We start from the raw sequence: 23,907 nt of genomic DNA, 5'->3' as shown, positions 1-23,907 counted from the left end.
GATGTCGTCCACCTCCAGCAGGCCCTGGAGCAGATCGAGGGGGACCTCGCCGGTGCCGTAGGCGGGACGCAGGGGGGTGTCCGCGGCCTGCACCTGGACGAGCGCGGTGAGGAAGGTGCCGTCGCCGAGCATGCCGATCTCGCGCTGCTCGCGGTCCTGGAAGCTGTAGGTGCGCAGCGCCGGGTCGCACTCGACGGCCGGAGCGAAGCCGGGGTCGGTGCCGGGCGGCACGGGCTCGGCGTTGCGCTTGCGGCGGTCGCGGAGCGCGCGGGCGGTGCTGAACCACTCGGGCAGCGGGCGGCCGCGCCGGCGCAGCAGTCCGGCGAGGACCAGGGGTACGGCCAGCACGATGCCGACGGTGAGTCCGATGGGGCGCAGCAGCCAGCCGATCAGCAGGACCGCGGCGGCCAGTTCGAAGCCGACCAGCTGCTGGACGCGGATGGGGCCGATGCTGCCGGGGCGCCGGGCGAGCGACGGCGTGGCCGGACTCGTGGACCTCGGGACCGAGGACGGCTGCGCCGGTTCGGGCACCTGCCCCGGCCCCTGGTTCTCCTGGGTACGACGGCCGCCATTACGGCGCCGTGACCTGGTCGCAGTGCTCATCCCCCGGTACAACCCCTTTGCATTGTCTGGCCGCGACTCGAGCTGGCGGCGGATCACCGTACCCCGTACCGTACGGTGCGATCGTCACACGGCATAGTAGAGGCCCCTGCAGGAGCAAACGCCACGGAGTACCGGGCGGCCCTGGGGAGTTCCGCATTCGGCAGCAAAGCGAAATAACGGGGAGTTGACCCATCGATGGCGACACGTCGGGATGAGCTGAACGCTTACTCCTTCGCGCGCAGGCGCACGGTGGCGGCGTTTCTTCAGCCGTCTCCGCACGGTTCGGAAGAGGCGGCCCCGCGTCCCCTCAAGACGGTCCTGCCCAGTCTCGGTGTGGCGGCGCTGGTGCTCATCGGATTCGGCGCCTGGGGCATGCTCAGCCCGACCGCGCCGAAGGGCTGGGACGAACAGGGCAAGAACATCCTCGTCGGCAGCGAGTCGACGACGCGCTATGTGCTGGTGAAGACCAAGGGCGAGAACAAGCTCAGCCTCCACCCGGTCCTCAACCTGGCGTCCGCCAAGCTCCTGTTGAACGGCGAGAACCCCCAGGTCATGAAGATCAAGGAGTCGGTGCTCGACAACAGCAAGTACCCGATGGGCGCGACCGTGGGCATTCCGTTCGCGCCGGACCGGCTGCCGTCCGCGGACGATGCCAAGACGTCGAAGACCTGGGCGCTGTGCCAGGCGCCGGGTGAGGACGGGCAGCCGGTCAGTGCGACGTATGTGCTGGACAAGAGCGACTACACCAAGCTGCTGCACAACAAGGGCGAGCTGAACCAGCGCCAGGTCCTGTACGTCGAGGGACCGAAGGACCCCTCCTCGCTCAGCGGCAACGGTCCGCGGTACATGGTCACCGCCGACGGCAGCGCCTATCTGGTCGGCGGCAACGCCTGGCGGCTCGCCAGCAAGAACTCGCTCCAGGACATCGAGCGGGCGGTGTTCGGTGACGGGAAGCAGCCGCAGAGGGTCAGCCCTGACTTCCTCAAGACGCTGAATGTCGCGGGGACCCTCGAATTCCCCAACATGGCGGAGCAAGCGGGCACGGACGCGAACGTCGAGGGGCTCGCTCCCGATCTCTCCAAGGTCGGCATGGTCCTCGAAGCCGGTTCCGGTGCCGGTGAGCAGAAGTACATCGTGCTGAAGAACAAGGTTCAGCCCGTGTCCGACTTCGCGGCGCAGATGTGGCTGCGCAGCCCCTTCATCAGCTCCGTGTACGCGAGCAAGAAGCCGGCGGCGGTCGAGGTCGGCTTCAACGACATCCACCCGGAGACCGGTGAGTGGATGCAGGAGATGCGGTGGCCCGACGAACCGGTGGAGCAGGCCAACACGCACTGGGAGCAGGGCGGCAACAAGATCTCGTGCAACGTCTGGCACGGCGGTGCGAAGAACGAGAGGACCGGCGCGCCGCTGATGACGGTGTGGACGGGCCAGGACTACCCGAAGGACCTCTCCCAGAGCGGTTCGAGGACCTACGTCTCGCCCGGCAGCGGACTGCTGTTCAAGCGCATCACCGGCACCGACGCCGGCGGCGGCAGCACCTTCCTGGTGACCGACACGGGCCTGCGCTACTCCATCCCCGCGCGCAACGACAGCGAGGTGACGGGCGGCGAGAAGGCGGACTCCCAGACCCAGCAGACCAACACCTCCCAGGTCCGGCTCGGTTACGGCAAGATCCGCGCGGCGTCGGTCCCGGCGACCTGGGCGGACCTGCTCGCGGCGGGTCCTGAACTGAGCAGCGGGAACGCGGAGCAGGCGCAGGGGTCGTAACCCGGCCTCGGTTCCCCCGTCACTCACACTTCACGAACGCACTTGTGAAAATGGTGAGTTGACTTCATCGCGATCTTGCTACATGCCCCAACTGATGTTCGCTCTGTCAGCGGATGCGACTACAGTGGGATCAGACCGGACGGGATACGCCTGCCACCATTCGGTGTGGGCGTTCCGAGCGAGGGTCTACTCAGAACTCCTACGTCTCATGGGGGACACAACATGGCTGGACAGCAGTTCACCATGACCGAGGAGGAGATGGTCGCGTTCAGCGGCAAGATCTCCTCGGTCAACTCCTCGATCCAGGGCGAAATCTCCCGCCTGCAGACCGTGATCGACACGATCACGGGCGGCTGGAAGGGCTCGGCGGCCACCGCGTACAACAACCTGCAGTCGCAGGTGAACCAGGATGCGAACAAGATCAACCAGATCTTGAACGACATCAAGGAAGCGATCGACCAGAGCACCAAGGCCTACGCGGCTTCGGAAGAGGAGCAGCGCGCGTCCATCCAGAACATCGCGGCCTCGTCCCCCTTCGGATGATCGGACCCGTGCGTCACGGCGCGCGTCCGAGACCGACCATCCACACATCTGAGGAGACATAGAAGAGATGTCCGGGCAGATTCTTGTAAATTTCGCCACGATCTCCCAGGCCGCGCAGGACGTCCGCAGCACTGCGGGCAAGATCCGTACGCAGCTTGACGAGCTGGAGAGCGGCGTCAAGCGCATCTCCGCCAGCTGGGAAGGCTCGGCGCAGGAGTCCTACCGCGCCAAGCAGGCCGAGTGGGACCAGCGCGCCGCCTCCATGCAGCAGACGCTGGAGGCCATCGCCAAGGCGCTCGACAGCGCCGCCCAGAACTACCAGGCGACCGAGTCGAAGAACGCCCAGATCTGGGGCGGCTGACGTGATCGTCTGATGGGGGCGGGTGCGCGACAGCGCGCTCGCCCCCATCGGCGGTTCACGGGGGCGCATGGACTTTTCCGCTCATAGCCGGTCCGTGCGCCCCGTACAGGAACATAACGGGAGGACGTAACACAGTGGGATCCGGGGCATCGCGCATCGCGCGTCGGAGCGCCGCAGGCACCGCCGCCGTGGCGGTTCTGGCCTGTGGGCTGCCCTTGGCGGGGGCCACACCGAGCATCGCCGCGGAGCGCGTGCGGACCACCCTGGCCGATGACGACGTGCGCTTCCAGGTCGACGACACCAGCTGTTCGTTCCCGTCCGACATCATCAAGGGGACGCCCTGGTCGCTGCAGCGCGTGGTCCTGGACCAGCTGTGGCAGACCACCAAGGGCAAGGGCGTCAAGGTCGCCGTCATCGACACCGGTGTCGACACCGTCAACGCGCAGCTCAAGGGCGGCGCCGTCGCCAACGGCAAGGACTACCTGCACCCCGGCGGCAACGGCAAGACGGACAAGGTGGGACACGGCACCAAGGTGGCCGGCATCATCGCGGCCCGGAAGCTCGACGGCACCGGTTTCATGGGCCTCGCCCCGGAAGCGACGATCATCCCGATCCGTCAGAACGACGACCAGGGCAGCGGCAACGTCGGCACGATGATCCAGGCGATCGAGTACGCGGCCAACGCCGGCGCCAAGGTCATCAACATCTCGCAGGACACCGCCTCGAAGATGGACCCGGGGGTCGACGCCCGCTTCCGGCAGGCCGTCGAGTACGCGCAGGACAAGCACGACGCCCTGATCGTCGCGGCGGCCGGCAACGACGGCGCGGACGGCAAGGTCAAGGAGACGTACCCGGCGGCCTACCCGGGCGTGCTGGCGGTCGCGGCTTCCGACCGCAACAACGCCCGCGCCCCGTTCTCCCAGTCGGGCCCGTTCGTGGGCGTCGCGGCACCGGGCATCGACATGGTCTCGACCGTCCCGGTCGGCGGCAACTGCGTGGACCAGGGCACGAGTTTCGCGGCGCCGTACGTCTCGGGTGTCGCGGCCCTGATCCGCGCCAAGCACCCGGACTGGAACTACAAGCAGGTCATCACCCAGATCGAGCAGACGGCGGACCGGACCAAGACGGACCGTGACGACTTCGTCGGCTGGGGCGTCATCGACCCGTCCGCCGCGGTCAACGACGACGCGACGGAACCCTCCGCCGACGGCCCGAAGCCGGACTCGGTCGGCCCCGGGGGCGGCGGCGCCGACGTGCAGGCCGCGACACTGGTCCTCGGAGAGACCGAGCAGCAACGCACGGAACGGTACGCGCTGTATGTCCTGGCAGCGGGGTTCGCACTGGTGCTGCTGCTGTTCGGGGGCGGCCGCGTCCTGAGCGACTGGCGGCGCAAGCAGGGTGTGGGTAACAACGTGGACGTAACGGGGAGCTGAGCATTATGGCTGAGCAGTACAAGGTCGATCTGAGTGAGATCGAGGGGACGATCACCAAGCTCAACGGCGTCATCAGGGACATGACGACGTCCAAGTCGAGCTGCATGGGCAACACCTACCTGCCGCAGGGTGCGCTGGGTACGGGCTTCGGCGAGGCGAAGGCGCTGTACGACGCCCACGAAGCAATGAAGGAGCGTCTCTACGAGATCGTCGCGCACCTGGAAGATGTGCTGGACGACTTCGGGAAGAAGACGAAGAGGACGCATGACGCGTTCAGCGACGCTGAGGCGGAGAACTATGCGGCGTTCAACAGGAAGTAACGGGATGTCCTGCTACGGGGATACGAGGGGGCTGTAGACATGGGCGACAAGGACATCGACGACTTCGAGTACGTCGAGACCAACCAGTGCATTTCGGCGAAGCACACCACGCCGTTCGGGCTCAACTACGACATGGACCAGATGAAGGACATGGTTCGTGACGCTGACCCGGGCACGGTGAAGAGGGTCGCGACGGCCTGGGAGGCCCTCAGCAAGGACCTGGTCGGACCGGGCGGGATCAAGGAGAGCCTCGACGCCGCTGTCGAGCATGTTCTCGCCCACTGGGAAGGACAGAGCGCGGACCTGTTCAGGGCGCGGGCGCAGGTGATCGGCCAGAAGATCACCGACAGTTCGAAGTACGCCACCAACACCTCGGTCTCCCTGCGGGGTGCCGCCGCGAAGCTGGCAGAGATCAAGCCCGAGGTCCTGGCGATGGAGAAGCCGGGCAAGGTCTCCAGCGCCCTCGACTACGTCGGCAACATGGGCGACCGCGACGACTCGGGCGCGAACAACGCCCTCAAGAGCGGCGCCGGTTCCCAGGAAGCCCTCGACGGCAACGCGGGCAGCCTGTCGGAGGGGCGCGAGGCGCAGCTTCGGATGGCTGTGAAGATGGAGGCGTTGGGGGCGGCCTATAACAGTCGGGCTGCGGAGATGGGGTCGTGGCGAAAGGGCAACCCTGTCAATGACAGGGAGGATTACCCCGGTGACCCGGGTGGTGTTGCGCCAGCGCCCGTAGTCGTACCTGCCGGGACCGCGACTGAAAGCCCGCGGCAGACTACGACAGGTACGGCTCGTACGGGCCGGGCCAGCTCGATTCCCTCGTCCAAGGCTGTTACCCCGCCCTCAGGCATCACGGGCGGTGCACACAAGCCCACCACCACGCAACCTCAGGTCGGTACTGCGATTGACGGAGTTACCGGTGGCCGAACTGGTGCCCCTTCGACTGGCGGCATCAGCACGGTCGGTGGTGGAACTGCTGGTGGTGGCGTCGGCGGTGGCGCCGGCTTCATCGGTGGCGCGGTCGGTGGAGCCGCTGGAGCCGGTGCAGCTCGGGGTGGCATGGTCGGCCGTGCCGCTGCAGGTGCCGGCGGTATGGCAGGCCGCGCCGGTGCTGGCGGCGTAGGTGGCGCGGGTGCCGCCAAGGGCGCTGCCGGGCGGGTCGGAGGCACGGCTCGTGGCGGCGTAGTCGGTGGCACACCCAAGTCCGGCGCAGGCGCCGGTAGGGGCACTGCTGGCGGCTCGGGCCTGCACAGCAGCCGCGGTGCCGCTGGAAAGGGGGCCAGCGCTGTCCGCAAGGGCGGCATCGCAGGTGCCCCTGGTTCGCGCACCGGCCGCCGTAAGGAAGACGAGCAGCGCGAGGGCGAGCGTCCCGACTACCTGGTCGAGGATGAGGAGACCTGGACTCCGGAGACCAACGTGGCCCCGCGAGTTATTGAGTAGTCGCCTGCAGTCGGGGCTCACCGGCACGTGACAGGATGCGTGGGCGTGGCTTCCGGCCACGCCCACGCTCAGTAACGGGATGAGGAAGACGGAATGGCCTTGAAGCGAACGGTGCACGCGTTGGGTGCCGCGGCTCTGACTGGCGCGCTGATCCTTGCCACAGCCCCGGCTGCTTCCGCCGACCAGACGAGACGTGATCAGTGGGCACTGGACACGCTTCAAGCAGAATCCGTCTGGAAGATCTCGAAAGGTAAGGGCGTAACAGTCGCAGTCATCGACGACGGAGTCAACGCCGAGCATCAGGACCTGAGGGGCAATGTGCTCCAAGGTAAAGATTTTATCGATGGTGACAATGATGCCTCTCCGGCGGAAGACGATCATGGCACGGGAATGGCTTCCATCATTGCTGGCCACGGTCACGGGGCGGGAGCAGCAGATGGTGTGATTGGGCTTGCACCAGAGGCAAAGATTCTTCCAATTCGCGTAAACTTGGGGAAGGGATCTGGATTCGCAGATGAGATTCGCTATGCGGTAGATCATGGAGCGAAGGTTATTAATATCTCTATGATCCTTGAGGACACTCGATACGAGAATAGCGGTTCACCTGAGGATCTCGCAGCCGTTTCTTACGCGCTCGACAAGGACGTCTTGATTGTGGCTGGCGCCGGAAATGATGGACGAGGTCCTGATCTTCCATTCCCAGCGAATGCTGCTGGTGTCGTGGCCGTCGGTGGTGTGGATGAATCTGGTAAGTACTGGCCAAATTCGAACTACGGCCCTAAGGTTATGCTTACCGCTCCTGCTACGCGTATCGTGACGGCGGGCGCCCCAGGAAACAGGCTACGGATCGGTGACGGTACGTCAGACTCCACTGCTTTTGTCTCTGCTGCGGCGGCATTGTTGCGGTCGAAATTTCCTGACCTCACGGCAGGGCAGGTAGCGAACCGGCTCGTCAGGACTGCAGTCCTTCCCGCCTCCGAAAAGGGACTCTCGCTCCCCGACGAGAAGTACGGCTACGGAACCATCCGCCCCTTCGCCGCCCTGACGCGAGACATCCCGGCAGGCTCGAAGTACGGACCGCTTGCGGTCCCGGGGTCTGGTAGCCCGTCTACTGCTGCAAGTTCCGGCACGTCTAACACCGACTCCGCCGCAGAAAAGGAAAAGGCAGACCACAAACAAATGCTATTCTTCGTCGTCCTCGGTGTCGTCGCCTTGGTCGTGGTCGGTCTCATCGTGCTTCTGATCGTGAAGCTGTCCCGGCGCAACAAGAACAAGAATGGCGGGCCCGGTGGCTCGGCCGCTTATCCGCCCTACGGCCAGCAGCCCTTCCCGCCACAGCAGAACCCTTACCAGCAGCAGGCCGCGCCGCAGCAGAATCCGTACCAGCAGTCGACCCCGCCCCAAAGCCAGTGGCCGCCCCAGCAATAGTGCGAGGATTCTTCTTCCCAGATGGTTAATTGAGCCTGCGTGGGGGTGGCCTTCGGGTCGCCCCCACGCTGGGTATGGGGGGAAAGAGGGCGGCTGACCTGTCTCGGTATCGGCTTACATGACTACTCGTACACCTGCGGCCGGCTGCCGCGACCGCCATGAGACCTCCGGCAACTCCAGAAGGTTGGGCGATCAGCCCTGTCGCCCCAACGATGCATGCCGAGCATGTCGGTGAAAGGCTCGTGTGCATCCAGGTGCGAGTGCGGAATTTTGATGACCATGAACCAGGCAGGGCCCTCTATGAGCCACGGCGATCCCAGGGCATTGGCTCCGTGGCCGGTGAAGTCCGCCGTGCGGGCGCGTATTCGATATGCGCTGCAATGGCTGTGGTTCCTGCCCTTCGGGGCATTGTGGCTCGCCCCCTATCTCCTCGTGCTGTTCCTGTATTTCGTCGTCTTCTTCCCGCTCGCTTTCATCTGGGACCTTGATGTTCCCGGTCCGCCGGGCAGCGCCAGGCGGTTTCGGTGGAGGCGCTGGGTGTGGCTGAACCGGAAGCGCTTGCGGCGGGAGCGCTCTCACGATGCTGTGTGGCTCGAGGACCAGCTGCGGGCGTTGTTCGACGGCAGGGCGCCTGTCCTGGAGGGGCGGCAGAGGAGTGGAACCACATGGCGTCACAAGGACGGCCGCGTGGAAGTCGACGACAGCTATTTCCGCCAGTTGGGCGCGGGGCGCGCGCTCGCGATAGCACAGGAACATGGCTGGGTGGCCGACCAGCAGATGGGTGTGCGAGACCTGTCGGAGTGGTTGGTACTGCGTCGTTCCACGCAGTAGCCCACCCTCCATGTCCCTACTTCGGCTGATTGAGGAGGGGCAGAGAGGCCCCGGGGCGCGCCGGTGCAGTCGGCTGCAGCTGTGCATGTCCGACACGCATGTCGACCCCTAGGCCTCACAACCTCACAGTTTCCCGAAGATCACCCCACGCCATGTCCAGCCGGACTTGAGCACGGTGTCCTGCAGGGGGCCGACCAGTTCCGAACTGTCGAAGCTGAAGGTTTCCGGCGCTTCCAGGTTGCCGTCGTCTCCTCGCCGGATCCGCCGGTGGGTGGAGACGGTTCGGCTCGGCCCGCGTGTGTACTGCGATGAGACCTTCAGCCTCGGAGGATTGCCGACACGGTTGACCTCCCACGCCTCCTCGACAACCCGTACCTCGTGGTCCTCGTGACTCAGGCGCATGCGGATGCGGATCGCGCGAGACAGTTGGGACTGGATGAACAGGGTTTGCCAGGTGGGCTCCGCCATCCGCCACTCCGCGACCAGGTCGGCGTCTTCCGGGGTGCCGTCGCGGATGACGTAGGGCAGGTCGGGCCGGTTGAGGCCGAGCAGGGCTGTCCGCACTGCCTGGGCCGAGGCCGGTGCGACCCCGGCATCGGCGCGTCGGGTGCCGGTCAACTTGTCGAAGAGGCTCACGGCGTCAATCTACGAGCATCCGCGACCACTGGTCGAAATAACCTGCGGAATGGCGCCTGCGCGGCGCGGAGATTCTCGGCGGTTCGCGTGAAGTATTGGTGTGCAGTGCGCGAGTGATGTGCCTTGATTCCGCTGCTTGTTCGAGCTCGCGGCTTGCTCTCGCTGTTCTGTGTGCCGGGCGGTTCGAAACCGGCAGTTGAACCAGGCCACTGCTGCCTGAATACGTGGATGCGGTGTGCTTGAGGGATTAGAGCGGCAAATCCGTCGGCACGGCGCCGAGTTGGAGTCGCGGGCGATTGTTGTTTAGATGATCAGGCCAGTTCGCCCGCATTCGGAAAAACACGGGGACCTTATGAAGAAGCACATCCCGTCCGCCCGGCACGCAGCCGCCGCGTTCACTTGCGCCATCGCGCTCGTATCGCTCACCGCGTGCAATGGCGGGGACGATGCCGCGAAGTCGGCCAGTGGTTCCACGCCGTCCAAGGCCGCGGCAGCCAGCCCCACCGCCCGGTCGAACGGTGTCGAGAAGCACTCGGTGAAGGAGATCTACGACACCGGCATGAAGACCAATGCCCAGGCGGGGTCCTTCCACGAGAAGATGGACAGCAAGGGCACCAAGAGCGATCTGCGGATCTCCGCCGCGGAATGTGTCGGCACTGTCGAGATCTCGGAGAAGGGTTCCTTCGAGATCGTCCGCAAGGGCGGCGACATCTGGATCAAGCCCGACACGACGTTCGCCAAGGGCATGAACTCCGCGCTCGGCGAGAGTGCGTTCTCCACCGAGAAGTGGACCCACGGCACGTCGAGCAACGCGCTCATGGCGAAGCTCGCCAGTTGGTGTCACCCGGAGCAGTTCAGCGCTCCCGACACGCTCGACGTCGGCAGCAAGGCGACCAAGGGCAAGGTCACGATGGTGGACGGTCAGCCGGCGGTGCCGGTCGTGCTGGCCGGCAAGGGGGAGTCCGTCACGTGGTACGTGGCGGCCACCGGCAAGCCGTACTTCATCAAGCAGGACAGCAGCCGAGAGGACATGCAGGACCTCACGGACTCCGACTTCGGCGTGGTGGTGGGTGCGAAGGCGCCGTCCGGGGCGGTTGTCGAGGCGCCGAAGGGCTGAGCAGCGGCCGGTCAGGTGACGGCTCGGTGGGGAGGCGGACCGCCGAGCTGTTCCCGTTCACCGGTGTGTCCCACACTGCGGCCGACAGTGGGCCACTCAAAGGAAGATCCGGTATCTTTCGGCCTGCTGATTGGCATGTCCTTGCCTAGGTCGCCGGGCGCAGGTCTCGGCCGGAGTGGGCACCTCACGTCGTACGGACGCAACGCGAGCCGTGGTCGAGTGAGCGAACCGGGCATGTCCACCACTTTCACAACGGGGATGGGGCAAGGGATGAGTACTCCCTTCGATGCGCCGCAGCACAGCGGATCCACTCACACACGGCTGAACTCCCTGCCCGCGGAAGGCGGCGGAGGGGGCGGTGGCGGCGGTGGCGGTACCAACGTCGACACCCAGCGACTGGACGAGGCGGCCAACGCGCTCGTCGAACTGCGCGGTGACACCGAGAACGTCGACAACGGTGCCGACGACGACTGCCTGAGCGCTTCCAGGGGCCTGAACAAGCACACCGCCGGGGGCATGGCGGAGGGCGGGTCGTGGGCCACGGCCGGTTCCCTGGTGACCATGGACGTCCGCTGGGGCTCGCAGGTCCTCAATCTCAAGCGTCTGCTCCAGGACATCAGCGACAAGCTCCACACCACCAGCGGGCACTACACCAGCACCGAGCAGGAGGAGCGGGCCCGGCAGAACGCGATCGGCACGCCCTTCGGGTGAGTCGGCCGCCCGGGCCGTAGCGGTAGCCGCAGCCGTGGCCCCGCACCCGGGCGAGTCACCGAGCCGGACCGGAACCCCCTCACAAGGAGCAGTCGCACATGGTGTCCATCCCCTACCTCGACAAGGCCGACCTCGCCCCGCTGGCCGACGCCGCCGCATCCTGGAAGGCCCTGCCGGCCAAGTACGAGTCATTGCAGAGGGAGTTCGAGCAGCGGGTCGTCAACCACCTCAAGGGCCATTGGGACGGGGACGCGGCCGACGCCGCCTTCGTCACCATGGGCAAGGCCCGCACGGAGTACGAGAACGCCGCCACCGAGGCTGAGCGCATTGCCAAGCTGCTGCTCGACGCACACGGCGAATTCGCCGCGTCTCAGAAGCAGTTGCACGCCCTGCTCGACGAGGCCCGTAGCGATCACTACAAGGTGTACGACGATGGCCGCGTCGAGGACGTAGACCCGCGCTGGGACAGCCCGACAGCCTCAGCCTCGCCGGGCCTCGCCGAGGAGCGCAAGAAGAAGCTGGACTCGCTCGTCTCCCGGCTGACGCGGGTCCTGGAGGTGGCCACCGCCGCCGACGAGGCGGCCAGCGCGGCCCTGGAGCGCGACGGCAACGGGGACGGTCAGGGCTTCAACACCAGCGCCTACACCACCCTCGACGCCGTCGAGGCCGACCAGGCCGCCGCCCTGATGAACAAGAAGGGCCGGCTCTCCGACGCCGAGATCACCAAGCTGAATCTCCTGCTCTCCGCCAACAAGAACGACCCCGAGTTTTCAAGGGAGTTCGCGGTCAAGACCGGGGGCGAGAACATGCTGAGCAAGTACAACGAGCTCATGAGCCCGCCGGCCGGCACCACGCTCTCCAAGGCGCAGCTCGCGCAACTCAAGGAGCTCAAGGCCAACTTGGGCACCACCATCGGCACCGCGACCACGTCGGACGACCACCGCAAGGGCGGTCCCGACCCGGAGATCACCAAGTTCCAGAACGACCTCCTCAAGGCGGGCCAGCGGGACTTCAACGCCAACCCCACCGAGTCGCCGTACGGCCTCAGCGGCTACCAGCTCACCAGCAGCCTGATGAGCGAGGGCAAGTGGGACAAGGACTTCCTCCAGGACTACGGCGACGCGCTGATCACCGCGGAGAAGAACGGCGCCAACGCCGGGCAGAACCCGGACGCCTACTGGGGGTATCCGCGGAGCCTGGGCTCGACGAACATCGGGGCGCTCGATCCGATGACCGGATACATGGACGCGCTCGGGCACAATCCGGAGGCCTCCACCGAGTTCTTCGGCTCCGACACCTCGGTCAACGGCGAGAAGGTCGATCACTACGACTACCTGTTGAAGGACCGGCACTGGCCCGAGGGCCCCGGCTACACGGGCGACGGCAAGAACCCGAGCGGCTACAACAACCTCGGTCACGCGCTGGAATCCGCCACGACCGGCCACGCGTACGATGCCCCGATCCCGAACCCGCTTCCGAAGCACACCACCGATCAGGCCGAACTCACCTCGAAGATCATCTCGGATGTGTCCCAGCATCCCGATCTCGCGCATGAGGGTATGAACGACAGCCTGGGCCGTATGTCCGCCGAGTACATGCCCGACATCAATCGTGCTCTGGCCAACGACGAGAAGGGCTTGGACAAGCTCTACCCCGAGGGCGACAGTGCGCGGGCGACCATCGGGGAACGCGACGCCACGCGATTCCTGTACACGGTCGGCCAGGATCCGGATGGATACGCGGCGATCAACTACGGGCAGACGCAGTACACCAGTTCCCTGATGCAGTACCACCTCGAGCATCCGGGGGCCTACGACATTCCGGCGAGCGAGAAGATCGAGAAGATCAGCACGAACTCGGCCGAGATCGAGGGCATCATCGGCACGGCCCGCAAGGACGCGGTCATCCACGACAAGGTCGCAGACGACGCGGTGTTCAACAGTCGTATCGAGGCGGCGGGGGAGTGGGCGAAGACCGGCGTCGGTATCGGCATCGGTGCGGGAACCGCCACCATCGCGTCCCCGGCAGGCGGTGCCGTGGCCGGCGCCGCCGCCGAATGGGTCAGCGGTCAGGTGATCGACTCGATGGTCTCCGGTGCCTCCAGGGACTCGCTCGGCGAAGTCGTCTACAGCACGGGTGGGGAGGTCGAGGACCGCAAGAGATCCTTCATGGCGGTCACCGGCGACGCCGCGATGCTCGCGAACGAGCGGGCCGGTACCGGTCTGAGCCAGGAACAGGTGGACACCGCGGTGAGCAAGGGGCTCGACAGCGGCCACGGAAACGCAAAGGACAACCTGGACGACTTCGCAGGCGACCTCGATGCCGATACTTCCGGCCTGGGAAATTGAGAGGCCAGCCCATGACCGAACCCCTTGACCCCGGACCCGAGGTGCCCGTGAGTACGAACTCCGCTTTTCGGAAACGCCTGGCCGTCGGCCTGTTGGCGGTGCTGTGCCTCGCCGCAGGAACGGTCGTCGGCGACCGCTTCATCCCGTTCCGCGGTACGGGTGCCGCCGCCGACTGCGGCGGGATTCTCTCAGCCGTTGACATGGGATTCATCGAGCAGACCGGCTTCACCGGGCGTCACGTCACGTCCACGAAGTTCACGGAGTCCGGTGCGGGGGACGCGTACCGGCTGGACTGCATGATCGACGGCGACGACACGACGCAGCTCGATGCGCGGGTGCGTGTTGTCACCACTGACGCCGAGGCATGGGAGAACGACCTCAAGGAACGTGGTCGTCTGCCGGGTGAGACGAAGCCCCTGAGTACTACGGCCGCCGGTGGACAGAAGGCCGCGGCTCTGTCGGGGGACTCGAGCGCGGCTCTCTATGTTCCGTGCCGGTTGGACGGCGATGCGACTGCGCACCTCAGCGTCTCAGTCGAGGCTCCCGGCGCTTCTGACGGCAACACGGACAGTCAGCGCCTCACCATCGCGGCCATTGCGTCCCGCCTCGCCAACCACTCGGTCCTCGAAGCCGGGTGTGCGAAGCCAGTCAGTACGACTGACCAGACGCCGTCCTTCGCATCCTGACCGTGGACCTGAGATGAGTGCGTCATGAAGTGGGGTAACGGCGCCTGGCTCCGAAAGCCCGTGCGGAGACGGCTGATCGGTTCCTTGCTGACGCTGGCCGTTCTGGGAGCCGGGTACTACGGATTTCAGCTCCAGTATCCGGCAGCCAAGACCGCACGGGCGTGCAGCGGGATGCTCCCGGTCGACTCGGTACTGCACCTCGCGGGCAAGTCCAAGCTGTCTCTGCTCGGTCAGGGATTCCATGTCTCCAGCAAGCAGTTCGATGTCTCCGGTCGAGTGACGGAGCCGCCTGGCCTGGCGACGACGTGTGATGTCGACGGGGTCGTCGTATCGATCGAGACCGCGTCCGGCGCACACAATGCCTATGGTTTCTATTCTTTCCAGCGTGACCAGGAGTCCCTCCCGGTCCCTCTGGACGGGGGCTGGAACGGATTCATGGTCACGCAAGAGGGGGAGGCAACCGCGTCGGTGCTCCTCAGCTGTAGCAACTGGTCGCCGCAGAAGGGCAGCGGCATCCTGGTGGTGGCTCAGTCGCCCTACGACCGCGAGCCGACGCGATTCGTCCGACTCGAACTTGCCCGCACGGTGACCGGTACAGCCCGACGTGCTGCCGAGAAGACCGGATGCGTGACGGAACCGGGAGATGCGAGCAAGCTCTCCGCCCCTGCTGCCGCCGCCACGACCGTGCCGGCGAGTGATGCCACGGGGACCTGTAAGGGCATGACGTCAGTGAAGAAGGTGCGGGAAACCGCCGCTGGAACGTCACCGGCGGAAGAGTGCGTACTGGTGGGCGGCCTCCAACTGGCGTCCGCCTACGGCCCCTTCAACGATGCTTCCCGGGCGGTGGTCAACGGCAAGTACGGCGGGCACGACCAACCTTCTGGAACCGACGTGTACACGGTGTGGACATCGGCCGCTTGCCAGGGCGCGCAGGGGGTCGGCTTCTACCACGCGTCGCCGCCGGAGGGGAGCGACCGCGACTTCACGACAGATCCACTGACCAAGGCAGAGCAGGCCGACCTGACCCACTTCGCGGAGCAGTCGGCTGCACGGCACGGCTGCTCCGCAACGGCCGGGCCCTGATCGTCTGTCGGTCGTGGTCGTAGGCGATGACGCCCTCCCGCGGATCGCCCCGGAGCCTCCCACCACGGTCGCCGAGTGTCGAGCAACTCCCCGGCTGAGGTGTCCCCATGTGCGCCGGCTTCCGTCACGTCGGGCCGGACCTCGACGGCCCTGAGCCCGCTGCCGTCGAGTTGACCGCGTCCCCCCATCGTGTGCCCATACGTGACTCTTCGGGCCCTGTGCGGTTGCGGAAGTGCACGTCGATGGTCGTCGAGGGATGGGTGTACGGAGCGGCGCATGACTGGTGACTTCTACTTGGACCCGCAGGAAATGGCGCGACTGGCGGGCGCGTTCGAGACGCGGGCCTACGACATGGCGAGTGCGGTCAGGGCGTTCGAGCAGACCACGGGGGCGGAGCAGATCCATGACGGGTTCGGGTTGCTCACGGAGTCCGAAGAAGTCACGTCCGCCTATGTCGAGTTGGCCACGCAGATGGTCGAGTCCCTCGGCAACCTCGCACGGAACTTCGACGCGCTGAGCCGGGCCGTCAAGGACAACGCGAGCAACTCCGCCGCGGCTGACGACGCTCTCGTCGGGCTGTTCAAGGGTGGGAAGAGTTGAGCGAGGAGAGCGTCGCCGAGAAGGTCTACGAGGCCGGGATCGAGGTGGTGAACCCCGGCGGCCGTCCCGACGTGCTGCGCGCGGCCGCCAAGGAGTGGCGCACGATGGGGGAGGAGCTGGAGGAGGCGTACGGGGGACTCGACCGGAAGGTGCGGGGCGTTCTCGGCGCGCACTGGCGGGGGGAGTCCGCCGACGCCTTCCGTGCCTACTGGGAGAAGGTCGGCCGAGCTGTCGAGGAGACCGCGCCGCTCTTCGAGCAGGCGGCCAGGGGGCTGGAGGAGGCCGCCGACAACATCGAGGAGATCAATGACGAGATTCATCAGATCTACCTCGAGATCGGCGTCTCGATCGCGGCGTCCGTGGCGCTTTCCTTTGTGACGGTGGGGTTCTCGGCGGCTGCCGGTGCGGCGAATGCGGTGCGGTTGGGGGCGCGTGCTGCAGAGGCGGCCACCAGGTTGGGGCGGTTGCTGGTGGCCGTGGCCCGGATGTTCCAGACCGCGCGTACTGCCATCAGGCAGGGGAAGTGGCTCAGGCCGGTGGTCGAGCTGGGCGTCCAGTGGGCTGCCGGAGCCGGGTCCGGTGTGGTGACGAACCTGGCCACCGGCGATGACGCCGATTTCAAGGGCAACGCTGTCAACGGTGTGGTGGGAGCCCTGGGCGGCATGTTCGTCGCCGGCCGGTTGGCCTCGCAGCTCGGCGGAGGCACGGTCGCCAACGCTGTCGACGGCGTGGCCCTGGGCGCCTTCTCCTCCGTCGCCGGTGAAGCCGCCAACAACCTGCGGAGCGGGGATCGGTACGACGGCTCGCAGATGGCGTTCGGGGCACTCGCCGGAGGGCTTGCCGGCGGAGCGGGGAGCGCAGCCGTCCACCGGGCCACGGACGGGCGGACTCTCTCGGCGGCGCGGAACCTGACCGGTGACGTGGCCACCAACGTTCCCGTCGGCTTCGCCATCGGAGCGGGCGGCAACCTGTCCAAGCACGGTGACGCTGCGGTGAACGGGGATCCCAACGCGGACGAGAAGAAGGACAGGCCTGGTGCCGCCGCCGACACGCGCAGGGAAGCGCGTGGAGATGTTAGGGCTCTGCGGGGTCGGCCCGATCCACAGCGCTTCGGAGCGTTCGGATGAGCGGCAAGTGGACCTTCGACAAGGTCGTCAACGACATCCGTACCTACCCGCGCTGCGGAAGGTTCGTCACCATGGCCGTCCCGCTCGCCCTTGTGTCACTGACCGCCACCTGGCTGTTCCTGGGCGCAGCACCGGTGCGCACGGCCATCCTGTGGAGCTCGCTCTCCTCGCTCGCCGCGGCCCTGGTCATCTGGGTGGTTGCGGTGCTGCGCGACGGCGATCGGTCCCGGGGCGAGTCCTACGGAAGGGCCGTGCGGGCAGCCTCGGTGTCGCCGGGAAGCGGCCCGGCAACCGTGCCGCTGCGGATGAGTGGCACGCGTTGGCTGCCGATCCGCTACGGCGCGGTGATCGTCACGTCCTTCACGTTGACGGCTCTCTGGGTGACGCTGGCGGCAGCGGATGCGCGAGGAACGGGCACGAGTGCGGTGCTTGCCCGGGAGGGCGCGGTGATCGAGCAGCGTCCCATCGTGAGGATCGAGAACCAGGACGCGGGCAGTGGTGCCCGCTCCTCCGCCACGGCCGACTACACGGTCCTCCTTCCCTCGCCGACCGGAGGCGACGTGCCCGCGACCTTCCGGGCGGACACCAACCGACGTCAGGGAATCGGCAGCGAGTTGTACGTGGCGTCCGTACCCGGGAAGCCCGAACTCGGGGCCGTCGGCGATGATCGGCGCGCCGAGGTGGAACGCCAACTCGACGGGCGCGCGGTGGAGATCGGGAGCGTGTGGGTGATCGGGCCCCTGTGGCTACTGGCGACACTCGCCGCGACCATGAGCTGGTGCCTGACCGAGAGCATCCGGCGGCCCATCCGGACGGTCACCCCCGACTGGCTCACCCTGCGAGTCACCGTCACCGGCACAGGTCAGCACACCGAAGCGCCCCAGCCCGGATGCCCCGAGGCGGCCGATGAGAAGAAGCGGCGTGCGAACACCCGCCAGTTGCCATGCCTCATGCTCGAATGCCGTGATCAACAGCTTCCCTTCCACTCCCAGATGGGTATCGATGCAGCCGGATCGGTCCTGTCCGGCACGCGGGGTTGGCTGCTCTGGCATCCCGGTCAGCGCCGAGGCCGTGACGTCCTTGCCGAGCTGGTGGGGGACGACGGCTGGCAACTGCCCGGTGCCATTCCGGTGCGGGTGGCCGAGCAGGCCGTAGTGGCAGGGCTCACCGAACCCGCGCAACCGGACCCCGAACGCCGGGTCAGGCTGCTGGACCTCGGGGCGGGATGGATGGTGACCGCGTCTCTGCCAGGAGTCATGGGATTCGCGGTGGCGTTCGGCTGTCTCGCCGCCCTGCTGCTCGTTCCGGACGACGGTGCCTGGCGGTGGTGGACCGCCGTTGCGGGTGTGCTCGCTCCGGGGGTCGGCTTCACCATGCAGGCAATGGCGAGGATGGACTCGGAGGCGGCGGCGCAGCAGCTTCAAGGCCGCCGCTGAACAAGTGTCGCCGCCGCTGAACATGCGTCGCCATGGCAAGGGGAGGTCGTGCGGAGAGTGGGCCGGTCGTGTGAAGGGTGGGGGCGCGCACGTAGCATGATCGTCGGCAGCCAGTTCATATCGGGGGAGTTGTCCATGGCCGACATCGACATCGACGCTGTGCGCGTACGCGCCGCGGCCGATGACACCGAGTCCTTGTCCCAGCAGACGATGAAGCGTCTCCGTCATTCGCTCGACACCAGCGACGAGGTGTACGGGGCCCACTACGGCAACGGCTGGGAGAGCCCCGTGCACCTCAAGGTCTGTGCCGAGAAGTGGGAGGAGCACATGGTCTCCCTCGCCCGGCGGATGGGGGAACTCAGCCGGAAACTGCGGGAGTCCGCCGACGGCTACGACCGTGCGGACGCCGAGGCCGAGTCGCGGCTGCGTTCCGGGCTGAACGACCTCGGGAGGGCCTGACCATGGTGTCGTACGAGGGAATCAACAACGCCCGCCCCAAGACCTGGGCGACGGCCGCCGACGAGTGGCACGCCCTCGCCAAGTACTCCCTGGACGCGGCGAAGGACCTGCGGGAGTACGGTGCCAAGCCGCTGAAGGACAACTGGACCGACGAGGTCGGTTCCGCCGCTGCCGCCGAATTCGAGCTGCTCGCGAACCAGTTGGAGGCGGCCTACGACATCCTGCTGTCCGTGAACATGGTCGTCGACGGGATGACGACGACCATCGAGACCGCGCACAGCACCATGCGGGCCGCCGTGGATCTGGCCGACCGGTACGGTCTCGAGATCGGCGTCGACGGGACGGTCACCGGCCCGCCGCCGCGCAACCGTACCGAGGCCGAGGAGATGGGGCCGTACCGCACCCAGGTCCAGGACCTTGTCGACCAGGCCGTCCAACAGGTCACCGCGGCCGACAAGTTGGCCGCCGAGGAGTTCGCGAAGCTCGGCGGCCAGACCGGGCTCACCGATCCGGGCAAGGCGCTCAACGACCTCCAGACGCGCGCCTCGCACGTCCAGATGCAGATGCTCGCAGGAGACATCCCGGTCGGCGAGGACCCGGCCACCGTCCGGCAGTGGTGGACCGGACTCAGCGAACAGCAGCGCAAGGACTTCATGCTCGCCCAGCCGGTCGCCGTCGCCAACCTCGACGGCATCCCGGCCGACGTACGGCAGGAACTGCGCGGCAACGGCAAGTACGACCGGGTGAAACTGGTCGAGTACGCCCTCGCCAACTGGGACAAGGACGACCCGACCGACTTCGGCAACAACTGCACCAACTTCGTCTCCAACGCCCTGCTGCACGCGGGCATGAAGGAGAAGACCAGCATCTGGGGGACGTCCGACGACGACTCCTGGATGATCGGCAACCGCACCGGCGCCGACGGCGTCGACAAGCGCCTTGCCTACTCCGACAGTTGGGCCGCCGCCGAGAACAACCAGAACTTCATGCTGGAGCACGGCGGCAGCGAGGTCCCGCGCTCCGACGTGAAGCCGGGCGACATCATCTACTACGAGCAGTCCGGGCCCAACGACTCCATCGAGAAGGGCAACACGCACCACGCGGCGATCGTCACCGCGGTGATGCCGGACGGCGAGATCAAGTACACCCAGCACAGCGACTCGTACCAGAACGTCAGCCTGGAGGGGCGGCTCCCCGCCACCGAGCAGCACGAAGGACAGCAGAACATCCGGATCGTCCGCCCCAACCCGGACTGGTACTGATGAGCACCCCCACCCGGCGATGGTCCTGGGCGGCCCCGGTCCTCGTCCTCGCCTCGGCGGGTCTCCTCGCCGCCCACTTCTCCTTCGACGGCGACACCTTCCGGAACTGCCGCTACCTGGGCCCCTCCACCCGTATGTACGTCACCGCCTGGGCCGCTCCCGCGTGCGCCCTCGCCGCCCTGCTCCCGCTGGTGCTGCTGCGCCGGCGCGGGCGGCGGCCAGGGGGTCTCGCCCTGGCCGCCGCCTGTGCCGTCCCCGTCCTGCTGCTGGCCCAACTCGCCGCCCTGTACTGGGTGTACGAGCCGGACCCGGCCGGAGGACAGGACTGCTCGGGGCTGACGCGGATCGCCGCACCACACTGACGCGAGCCCCCTCCGTACCGGGTCCGGACCCGGCCTGAAACCAAGGCCGGGTCCGGGGCCGGGCTCAGTCGGTGGTGGGCAGGGCCACCAGGGTGTACGGCGTATCCCCGTAGGTGACCGACGGGTTCGGCTCGGACACGTAGAGGCGGTCGTCGTGCCAGTACGGCCGGGCCGAGATGGACATGCCCTTGCGGACGTCCACCGGGTACTCGACGACGGTCTTCATCGTGCCGTCCTTGGCGTCGAACTCCACCAGCGCGGGACCGTTGTCGCCGGATCCGCCGGACTTGTAGGCCAGGATGCGGTCGTCCCCGGCGGCCGGCAGCGGATAGAAGGTGCGGAACTCGACCGCGTCGGTCTTCCACAACTGCTTGCCGCTGTCGAGGTCGTAGGCCGACAGCTGGTTCTGGTCCTTCTTGCCGTTCGTGCTGATGACGAAGGTGTTCCCGAAGGCGCCCGCCTCCGACCAGGGGCCGCCCTGCGAGTCGTTGGTCATGACGTACTCGGACGGTGTCGCGGGGGAGAACTGGCTGCGCACCTTGCCCGTCTCGTCGTCGAGGGAGAAGAGGGCCTCGCCGTCGTCGCCGTGCCGGAGCAGGACGACGGGGGAGGTCGAGATGACGTCTCGGCCCTCCAGTTCGCCGAAGCTGTCCTCGGGGACCTTGTGGTGGTACGTCCAGCGCGGTCGGCCGGTCGCCGGGTCGATCAGGGAGACCTCGTCCCAGTTCTTGCCCCAGTCGGGGTCGTCGAAGTCGCTGACCTGGCAGCCGCGGACCCTGATCAGCGCCTTGCCGCCGGTGAACTCGCCGCTGGGGCAGTCCGCCGTCGCGAACTTCTTCGGGTCCCACGCCGTGGTACCGTCGGCCGCCTTCAGGGCCAGCGTCACCTTCGCCGCGTTGATCACCACGACATCACCGGCCCGCGCGACCGACACCCGGTCCTTCGACGTGCTGTCGCCGGGCTTCAGGTCCTTGTCCCAGAGCACCTTGCCGGAACCGAGGTCGTAGGCCGCGACGTGGTCGCAGGCCTTGCCCTCGCCGTACGCGACGATCCCGATGTCCCCGGCGGAGTTCTCGGGCGCGACACACGCCTCACTGCTGTCGCCGGGCAGCGCGGTGGCCCACAACTGCTTGCCGCTGCCGAGGTCGTAGGCCTTCACGCCGTCGGGCATGGTCTGGATCACCGCCTTGTCGGTGAACCACGTGCCGCGCGTCTTCGCGCCGAGGACCGCCGCGGTGTCGTCGCCGTTCTTCTTGCCGGCCACGCTCCACAGCACGTTGTTGCTCGCCGAGCCGACGAGCAGGTACCAGGCCCCGAAGCCGGCTCCGCTCAGGACGAGCACGGCCATGACGAGCAGCACGATCATCCCGACCGGCTTCCTGCGCCCGGCCCCCGGCTGCGGCGCGCCGACGGGACCGACAGGGCCGACAGGCCCCCCGTACACCGGTCCGGGATGACCGTACGGCTGCGGGGTCTGCGGAGCGAACCCGTAACCCTGCGGCGGCTGTTGCGGCTGACCGTAACCCGGCACCGGCGGCGGCGCCTGCGGGGTCCCGTACCCCGGCACGGGTGCCTGCGGGGTCCCGTAGCCGGGCACGGGTGCCTGCGGCGCTCCGTAGCCGGGAGCGCCGTACGCGGCGGGGGGTGCCTGCGGCGGAGCGGTCGGCTGCGGACCGCAGTACCCCTGGCCGTACGACTGTGGCGGCGGTCCCTGCGGCGGTCCCTGTTGCGGCGGTCCCTGCGGCGCCGGGCTCTGCGGCGGCGCCACCGGCTGTTGGGGATAGCCGTAGCCCGGCGCCGCCCCCGCCGGGGGTGTCTGGGGCGCCCCCGGCGGAGGCGTCTGTGGTGCCCCCTGGCCGTGACCCGCGCCACCGGCCCCCTGCATGCCGTCCGTGCTCATCAGCTGTGGCTCCTCACGTAACTCGCCCAGGCGGCCTGGAACTTGCTCTCCCCCATACCCGTGGCCTCGCGCAGCTGCTGGTCGAGCTGCCCGGGGGCGCGGTAGTGCGCGGCGACGAACCGGAGGGCCGCGGTGTCGCCGTTCTTCTCGGCGATGAAGCGGATGGCCAGGTAACTGACCGTGTAGCCCGTGCCGACCTCGCCCTCGGCGTCGGGGGAGGTCGGCAGCGTGCCGCTGAACTCCTTGCCGCTGACGTCGTTGCGGACGCTCCACTCACCGAGTTCGGTGTCGAAGCGGAAGGCCATGTAGTCGGCGAAGCCCTCCACGACCCACCAGCGGGTGTGGGACTCGGTGGCGAACCCGCCGGACGCGGCCTCCAGCGGCTGGACGATGGCGTGCGCGAACTCGTGGTGGGAGATCTCCTGCACGAGCTTGGGCCAGTACGTCGCGTTGGTGAAGCGGCTCCCGGACGTGTCCATCTTGATCCGGGCGCCGCCGTACTCCAGATCCTTCTTGTCCCCGCCGAAGCCGGCGTCGAAGGTGGGCATCGCCACGCTCTGCCCGGCCTCCCACTCGACGTACTGCGAGCCGTACAGGGAGGCGTAGGTCTTGCGGTCGGGTTCGAGGACGGTCACGAACCCCGTGGGGGTCTCGGTGTCGTCGGGGCCGTTCGCCTTCCACATCTCGATGTCGTCGGCCGCCGCCTTCTCGATGTACGGGGCGTAGCGGTCCGTGTCGGCGGCGTACTTCTTGTCCGAGATCGTGAGCGTGTGGGCCTTCTTTACGACGTGCATGTCCGCGTAGAGGTCCCAGGGCGCCGGATAGAAGACGTAGCTCTTCGCGCCGAAGGCACCGGGCGCGGGCCCCACCTTGGTGATCCGCGGTTCCGCGCTCTTGGACTCCCGCTTGATGATCCACCGGTACCACTCGGACACCGGCCGGACGTCCACGTCCTGGATCTTGTGGACGAAGGCGACGTCGAGGGCGACGGTCGCCCCGTCGCCGTACTCGTCGGTGCCCGTGCCGGTCGTGCTGAGGACGGAGTACTCGGCCTGCGCGAAGGGGATCTTGCGCAGGTTCTCGTAGAGGTTCTTCTGCGTGTTCTTGGCCGCGCCGGTGAAGGGCGCGAGGTAGGTGTCCTCGTCGCCGCTCTTCAGCGCCTGGCTGCGGCCGTCGAGCAACTCCTCGATGTCGTCCCGGCTGAGCAGCTGGTCGCCCTGCGCGCCACCTGCCGCGGTGGGCATCCCGCCGCCCCCGACGGCCTGGTAGGCGGCAAGCCCGCCGATCCCGAGCACCGCGAGGACCGCCAGGACCACGACGGCGATGACGGCCTTCTTCAGCCCGCTCCCGCCCCGGTCACCGCCGTCCGGGCCGCCTCCGCCGACTCCGGGACCGGAGGGGGGCTGCTGCGGGTACGGCGCGTGCGGCGCCGCGGGCCAGGCCGGGGCCGGGGC

General features: G+C 67.5%; 22 protein-coding genes and 1 pseudogene. 19 read left to right on the top strand and 4 right to left on the bottom strand.

Annotated elements, in window-relative coordinates; translation table 11 throughout:
* Nucleotides 1–603: pseudogene (locus EHS43_RS10730) on the bottom strand (type VII secretion protein EccE); the annotation flags it as partial.
* Between the two features lie 195 nt (nucleotides 604–798).
* On the opposite strand from EHS43_RS10730, the gene eccB reads away from it, so the two are divergent.
* The 8 genes from eccB to EHS43_RS10690 all read left to right on the top strand — a co-directional run bounded on the left by eccB (nucleotide 799) and on the right by EHS43_RS10690 (nucleotide 8,726).
* Entirely contained in the window at nucleotides 799–2,370 is a 1,572-nt protein-coding gene (gene eccB, locus EHS43_RS10725; RefSeq protein ID WP_125190306.1) for a type VII secretion protein EccB, read from the top strand.
* A gap of 222 nt (nucleotides 2,371–2,592) precedes the next feature.
* Complete coding sequence (locus tag EHS43_RS10720; RefSeq protein ID WP_007385064.1) at nucleotides 2,593–2,913, top strand: WXG100 family type VII secretion target; 321 nt, start codon at nucleotides 2,593–2,595, stop codon at nucleotides 2,911–2,913.
* A gap of 67 nt (nucleotides 2,914–2,980) precedes the next feature.
* Nucleotides 2,981–3,274, top strand: a complete 294-nt coding sequence (locus tag EHS43_RS10715) for a WXG100 family type VII secretion target (protein WP_007385065.1) — start codon at nucleotides 2,981–2,983, stop codon at nucleotides 3,272–3,274.
* A gap of 251 nt (nucleotides 3,275–3,525) precedes the next feature.
* Nucleotides 3,526–4,707 (top strand): type VII secretion-associated serine protease mycosin, encoded by a 1,182-nt coding sequence (mycP, locus tag EHS43_RS10710; protein ID WP_260470469.1) that lies wholly within the window; start codon nucleotides 3,526–3,528, stop codon nucleotides 4,705–4,707.
* Between the two features lie 5 nt (nucleotides 4,708–4,712).
* Entirely contained in the window at nucleotides 4,713–5,027 is a 315-nt protein-coding gene (locus tag EHS43_RS10705; RefSeq protein WP_020122655.1) for a WXG100 family type VII secretion target, read from the top strand.
* A gap of 39 nt (nucleotides 5,028–5,066) precedes the next feature.
* Complete coding sequence (locus EHS43_RS10700; protein ID WP_125190304.1) at nucleotides 5,067–6,467, top strand: WXG100 family type VII secretion target; 1,401 nt, start codon at nucleotides 5,067–5,069, stop codon at nucleotides 6,465–6,467.
* A gap of 93 nt (nucleotides 6,468–6,560) precedes the next feature.
* On the top strand, nucleotides 6,561–7,895 hold the full coding sequence (gene mycP, locus EHS43_RS10695) for a type VII secretion-associated serine protease mycosin (protein ID WP_125190303.1): 1,335 nt from the start codon (nucleotides 6,561–6,563) through the stop codon (nucleotides 7,893–7,895).
* A gap of 273 nt (nucleotides 7,896–8,168) precedes the next feature.
* Nucleotides 8,169–8,726 carry a hypothetical protein gene (locus tag EHS43_RS10690; RefSeq protein WP_125190302.1) on the top strand — a complete coding sequence of 186 codons (558 nt, stop codon included), beginning with the start codon at nucleotides 8,169–8,171 and terminating at the stop codon, nucleotides 8,724–8,726.
* A 123-nt stretch (nucleotides 8,727–8,849) separates the two neighbouring features.
* Here EHS43_RS10690 and EHS43_RS10685 read toward each other — a convergent pair whose 3' ends face one another.
* Nucleotides 8,850–9,362, bottom strand: coding sequence for a hypothetical protein (locus tag EHS43_RS10685; RefSeq protein WP_125190301.1), 513 nt, complete (start codon nucleotides 9,360–9,362; stop codon nucleotides 8,850–8,852).
* Nucleotides 9,363–9,714: 352 nt separating this feature from the next.
* On the opposite strand from EHS43_RS10685, the gene EHS43_RS10680 reads away from it, so the two are divergent.
* From EHS43_RS10680 to EHS43_RS10630, 11 genes are all read left to right on the top strand, one after another.
* Nucleotides 9,715–10,479, top strand: a complete 765-nt coding sequence (locus tag EHS43_RS10680; protein ID WP_125190300.1) for a hypothetical protein — start codon at nucleotides 9,715–9,717, stop codon at nucleotides 10,477–10,479.
* A gap of 270 nt (nucleotides 10,480–10,749) precedes the next feature.
* Nucleotides 10,750–11,190 carry a hypothetical protein gene (locus EHS43_RS10675; protein ID WP_260470468.1) on the top strand — a complete coding sequence of 147 codons (441 nt, stop codon included), beginning with the start codon at nucleotides 10,750–10,752 and terminating at the stop codon, nucleotides 11,188–11,190.
* Nucleotides 11,191–11,288: 98 nt separating this feature from the next.
* The gene (locus EHS43_RS10670; protein WP_125190299.1) at nucleotides 11,289–13,538 is read left to right on the top strand and encodes a hypothetical protein; all 2,250 of its coding nucleotides are present in this window, start codon (nucleotides 11,289–11,291) and stop codon (nucleotides 13,536–13,538) included.
* 47 nt (nucleotides 13,539–13,585) lie between these two features.
* Nucleotides 13,586–14,224 (top strand): hypothetical protein, encoded by a 639-nt coding sequence (locus EHS43_RS10665; protein ID WP_125190298.1) that lies wholly within the window; start codon nucleotides 13,586–13,588, stop codon nucleotides 14,222–14,224.
* A gap of 24 nt (nucleotides 14,225–14,248) precedes the next feature.
* Entirely contained in the window at nucleotides 14,249–15,307 is a 1,059-nt protein-coding gene (locus tag EHS43_RS10660) for a hypothetical protein (RefSeq protein WP_185806196.1), read from the top strand.
* Between the two features lie 276 nt (nucleotides 15,308–15,583).
* Nucleotides 15,584–15,907 (top strand): hypothetical protein, encoded by a 324-nt coding sequence (locus tag EHS43_RS10655; RefSeq protein WP_125190297.1) that lies wholly within the window; start codon nucleotides 15,584–15,586, stop codon nucleotides 15,905–15,907.
* Nucleotides 15,904–17,034, top strand: a complete 1,131-nt coding sequence (locus tag EHS43_RS10650; protein WP_125190296.1) for a WXG100 family type VII secretion target — start codon at nucleotides 15,904–15,906, stop codon at nucleotides 17,032–17,034. The genes EHS43_RS10655 and EHS43_RS10650 overlap by 4 nt, the downstream gene beginning before the upstream one ends.
* Nucleotides 17,031–18,470 (top strand): hypothetical protein, encoded by a 1,440-nt coding sequence (locus EHS43_RS10645; RefSeq protein WP_125190295.1) that lies wholly within the window; start codon nucleotides 17,031–17,033, stop codon nucleotides 18,468–18,470. Before EHS43_RS10650 ends, EHS43_RS10645 begins: the two co-directional genes overlap by 4 nt.
* 135 nt (nucleotides 18,471–18,605) lie before the next feature.
* The gene (locus tag EHS43_RS10640) at nucleotides 18,606–18,929 is read left to right on the top strand and encodes a type VII secretion target (protein ID WP_185806195.1); all 324 of its coding nucleotides are present in this window, start codon (nucleotides 18,606–18,608) and stop codon (nucleotides 18,927–18,929) included.
* A gap of 2 nt (nucleotides 18,930–18,931) precedes the next feature.
* Nucleotides 18,932–20,191, top strand: a complete 1,260-nt coding sequence (locus tag EHS43_RS10635; RefSeq protein ID WP_125190293.1) for an amidase domain-containing protein — start codon at nucleotides 18,932–18,934, stop codon at nucleotides 20,189–20,191.
* Complete coding sequence (locus EHS43_RS10630; protein WP_125190292.1) at nucleotides 20,191–20,553, top strand: hypothetical protein; 363 nt, start codon at nucleotides 20,191–20,193, stop codon at nucleotides 20,551–20,553. Before EHS43_RS10635 ends, EHS43_RS10630 begins: the two co-directional genes overlap by 1 nt.
* 64 nt (nucleotides 20,554–20,617) lie before the next feature.
* On the opposite strand, the gene EHS43_RS10625 is transcribed toward EHS43_RS10630, so the two are convergent.
* The gene (locus EHS43_RS10625; protein ID WP_125190291.1) at nucleotides 20,618–21,919 is read right to left on the bottom strand and encodes a PQQ-binding-like beta-propeller repeat protein; all 1,302 of its coding nucleotides are present in this window, start codon (nucleotides 21,917–21,919) and stop codon (nucleotides 20,618–20,620) included.
* 533 nt (nucleotides 21,920–22,452) lie between these two features.
* The coding region (locus EHS43_RS46350) for a hypothetical protein (protein WP_185806194.1) at nucleotides 22,453–23,907 on the bottom strand (1,455 nt) is incomplete at its 5' end.

Source organism: Streptomyces sp. RP5T (assembly GCF_003933965.1).
In the GTDB taxonomy this organism is placed as follows: Bacteria; Actinomycetota; Actinomycetes; order Streptomycetales; family Streptomycetaceae; genus Streptomyces.
Note: the sequence above shows the minus strand (reverse complement) of the source record. Positions and strands in the feature narration are given on the sequence as shown.

Bases quoted from the DNA above. Each gene is read 5' to 3' on its own strand.
- EHS43_RS10625 (WP_125190291.1), bottom strand. From the start codon at position 21,919: ATGATCGTGCTGCTCGTCATGGCCGTGCTCGTCCTGAGCGGAGCCGGC.
- EHS43_RS10640 (WP_185806195.1), top strand. From the start codon at position 18,606: ATGGCCGACATCGACATCGACGCTGTGCGCGTACGCGCCGCGGCCGAT.
- eccB (WP_125190306.1), top strand. From the start codon at position 799: ATGGCGACACGTCGGGATGAGCTGAACGCTTACTCCTTCGCGCGCAGG.
- EHS43_RS10660 (WP_185806196.1), top strand. From the start codon at position 14,249: ATGAAGTGGGGTAACGGCGCCTGGCTCCGAAAGCCCGTGCGGAGACGG.
- EHS43_RS10705 (WP_020122655.1), top strand. From the start codon at position 4,713: ATGGCTGAGCAGTACAAGGTCGATCTGAGTGAGATCGAGGGGACGATC.
- EHS43_RS10720 (WP_007385064.1), top strand. From the start codon at position 2,593: ATGGCTGGACAGCAGTTCACCATGACCGAGGAGGAGATGGTCGCGTTC.
- mycP (WP_125190303.1), top strand. From the start codon at position 6,561: ATGGCCTTGAAGCGAACGGTGCACGCGTTGGGTGCCGCGGCTCTGACT.
- EHS43_RS10645 (WP_125190295.1), top strand. From the start codon at position 17,031: ATGAGCGGCAAGTGGACCTTCGACAAGGTCGTCAACGACATCCGTACC.
- EHS43_RS10670 (WP_125190299.1), top strand. From the start codon at position 11,289: ATGGTGTCCATCCCCTACCTCGACAAGGCCGACCTCGCCCCGCTGGCC.
- EHS43_RS10675 (WP_260470468.1), top strand. From the start codon at position 10,750: ATGAGTACTCCCTTCGATGCGCCGCAGCACAGCGGATCCACTCACACA.
- EHS43_RS10635 (WP_125190293.1), top strand. From the start codon at position 18,932: ATGGTGTCGTACGAGGGAATCAACAACGCCCGCCCCAAGACCTGGGCG.
- EHS43_RS10630 (WP_125190292.1), top strand. From the start codon at position 20,191: ATGAGCACCCCCACCCGGCGATGGTCCTGGGCGGCCCCGGTCCTCGTC.
- EHS43_RS10715 (WP_007385065.1), top strand. From the start codon at position 2,981: ATGTCCGGGCAGATTCTTGTAAATTTCGCCACGATCTCCCAGGCCGCG.
- EHS43_RS10655 (WP_125190297.1), top strand. From the start codon at position 15,584: ATGACTGGTGACTTCTACTTGGACCCGCAGGAAATGGCGCGACTGGCG.
- EHS43_RS10690 (WP_125190302.1), top strand. From the start codon at position 8,169: ATGACCATGAACCAGGCAGGGCCCTCTATGAGCCACGGCGATCCCAGG.
- EHS43_RS10680 (WP_125190300.1), top strand. From the start codon at position 9,715: ATGAAGAAGCACATCCCGTCCGCCCGGCACGCAGCCGCCGCGTTCACT.
- EHS43_RS10700 (WP_125190304.1), top strand. From the start codon at position 5,067: ATGGGCGACAAGGACATCGACGACTTCGAGTACGTCGAGACCAACCAG.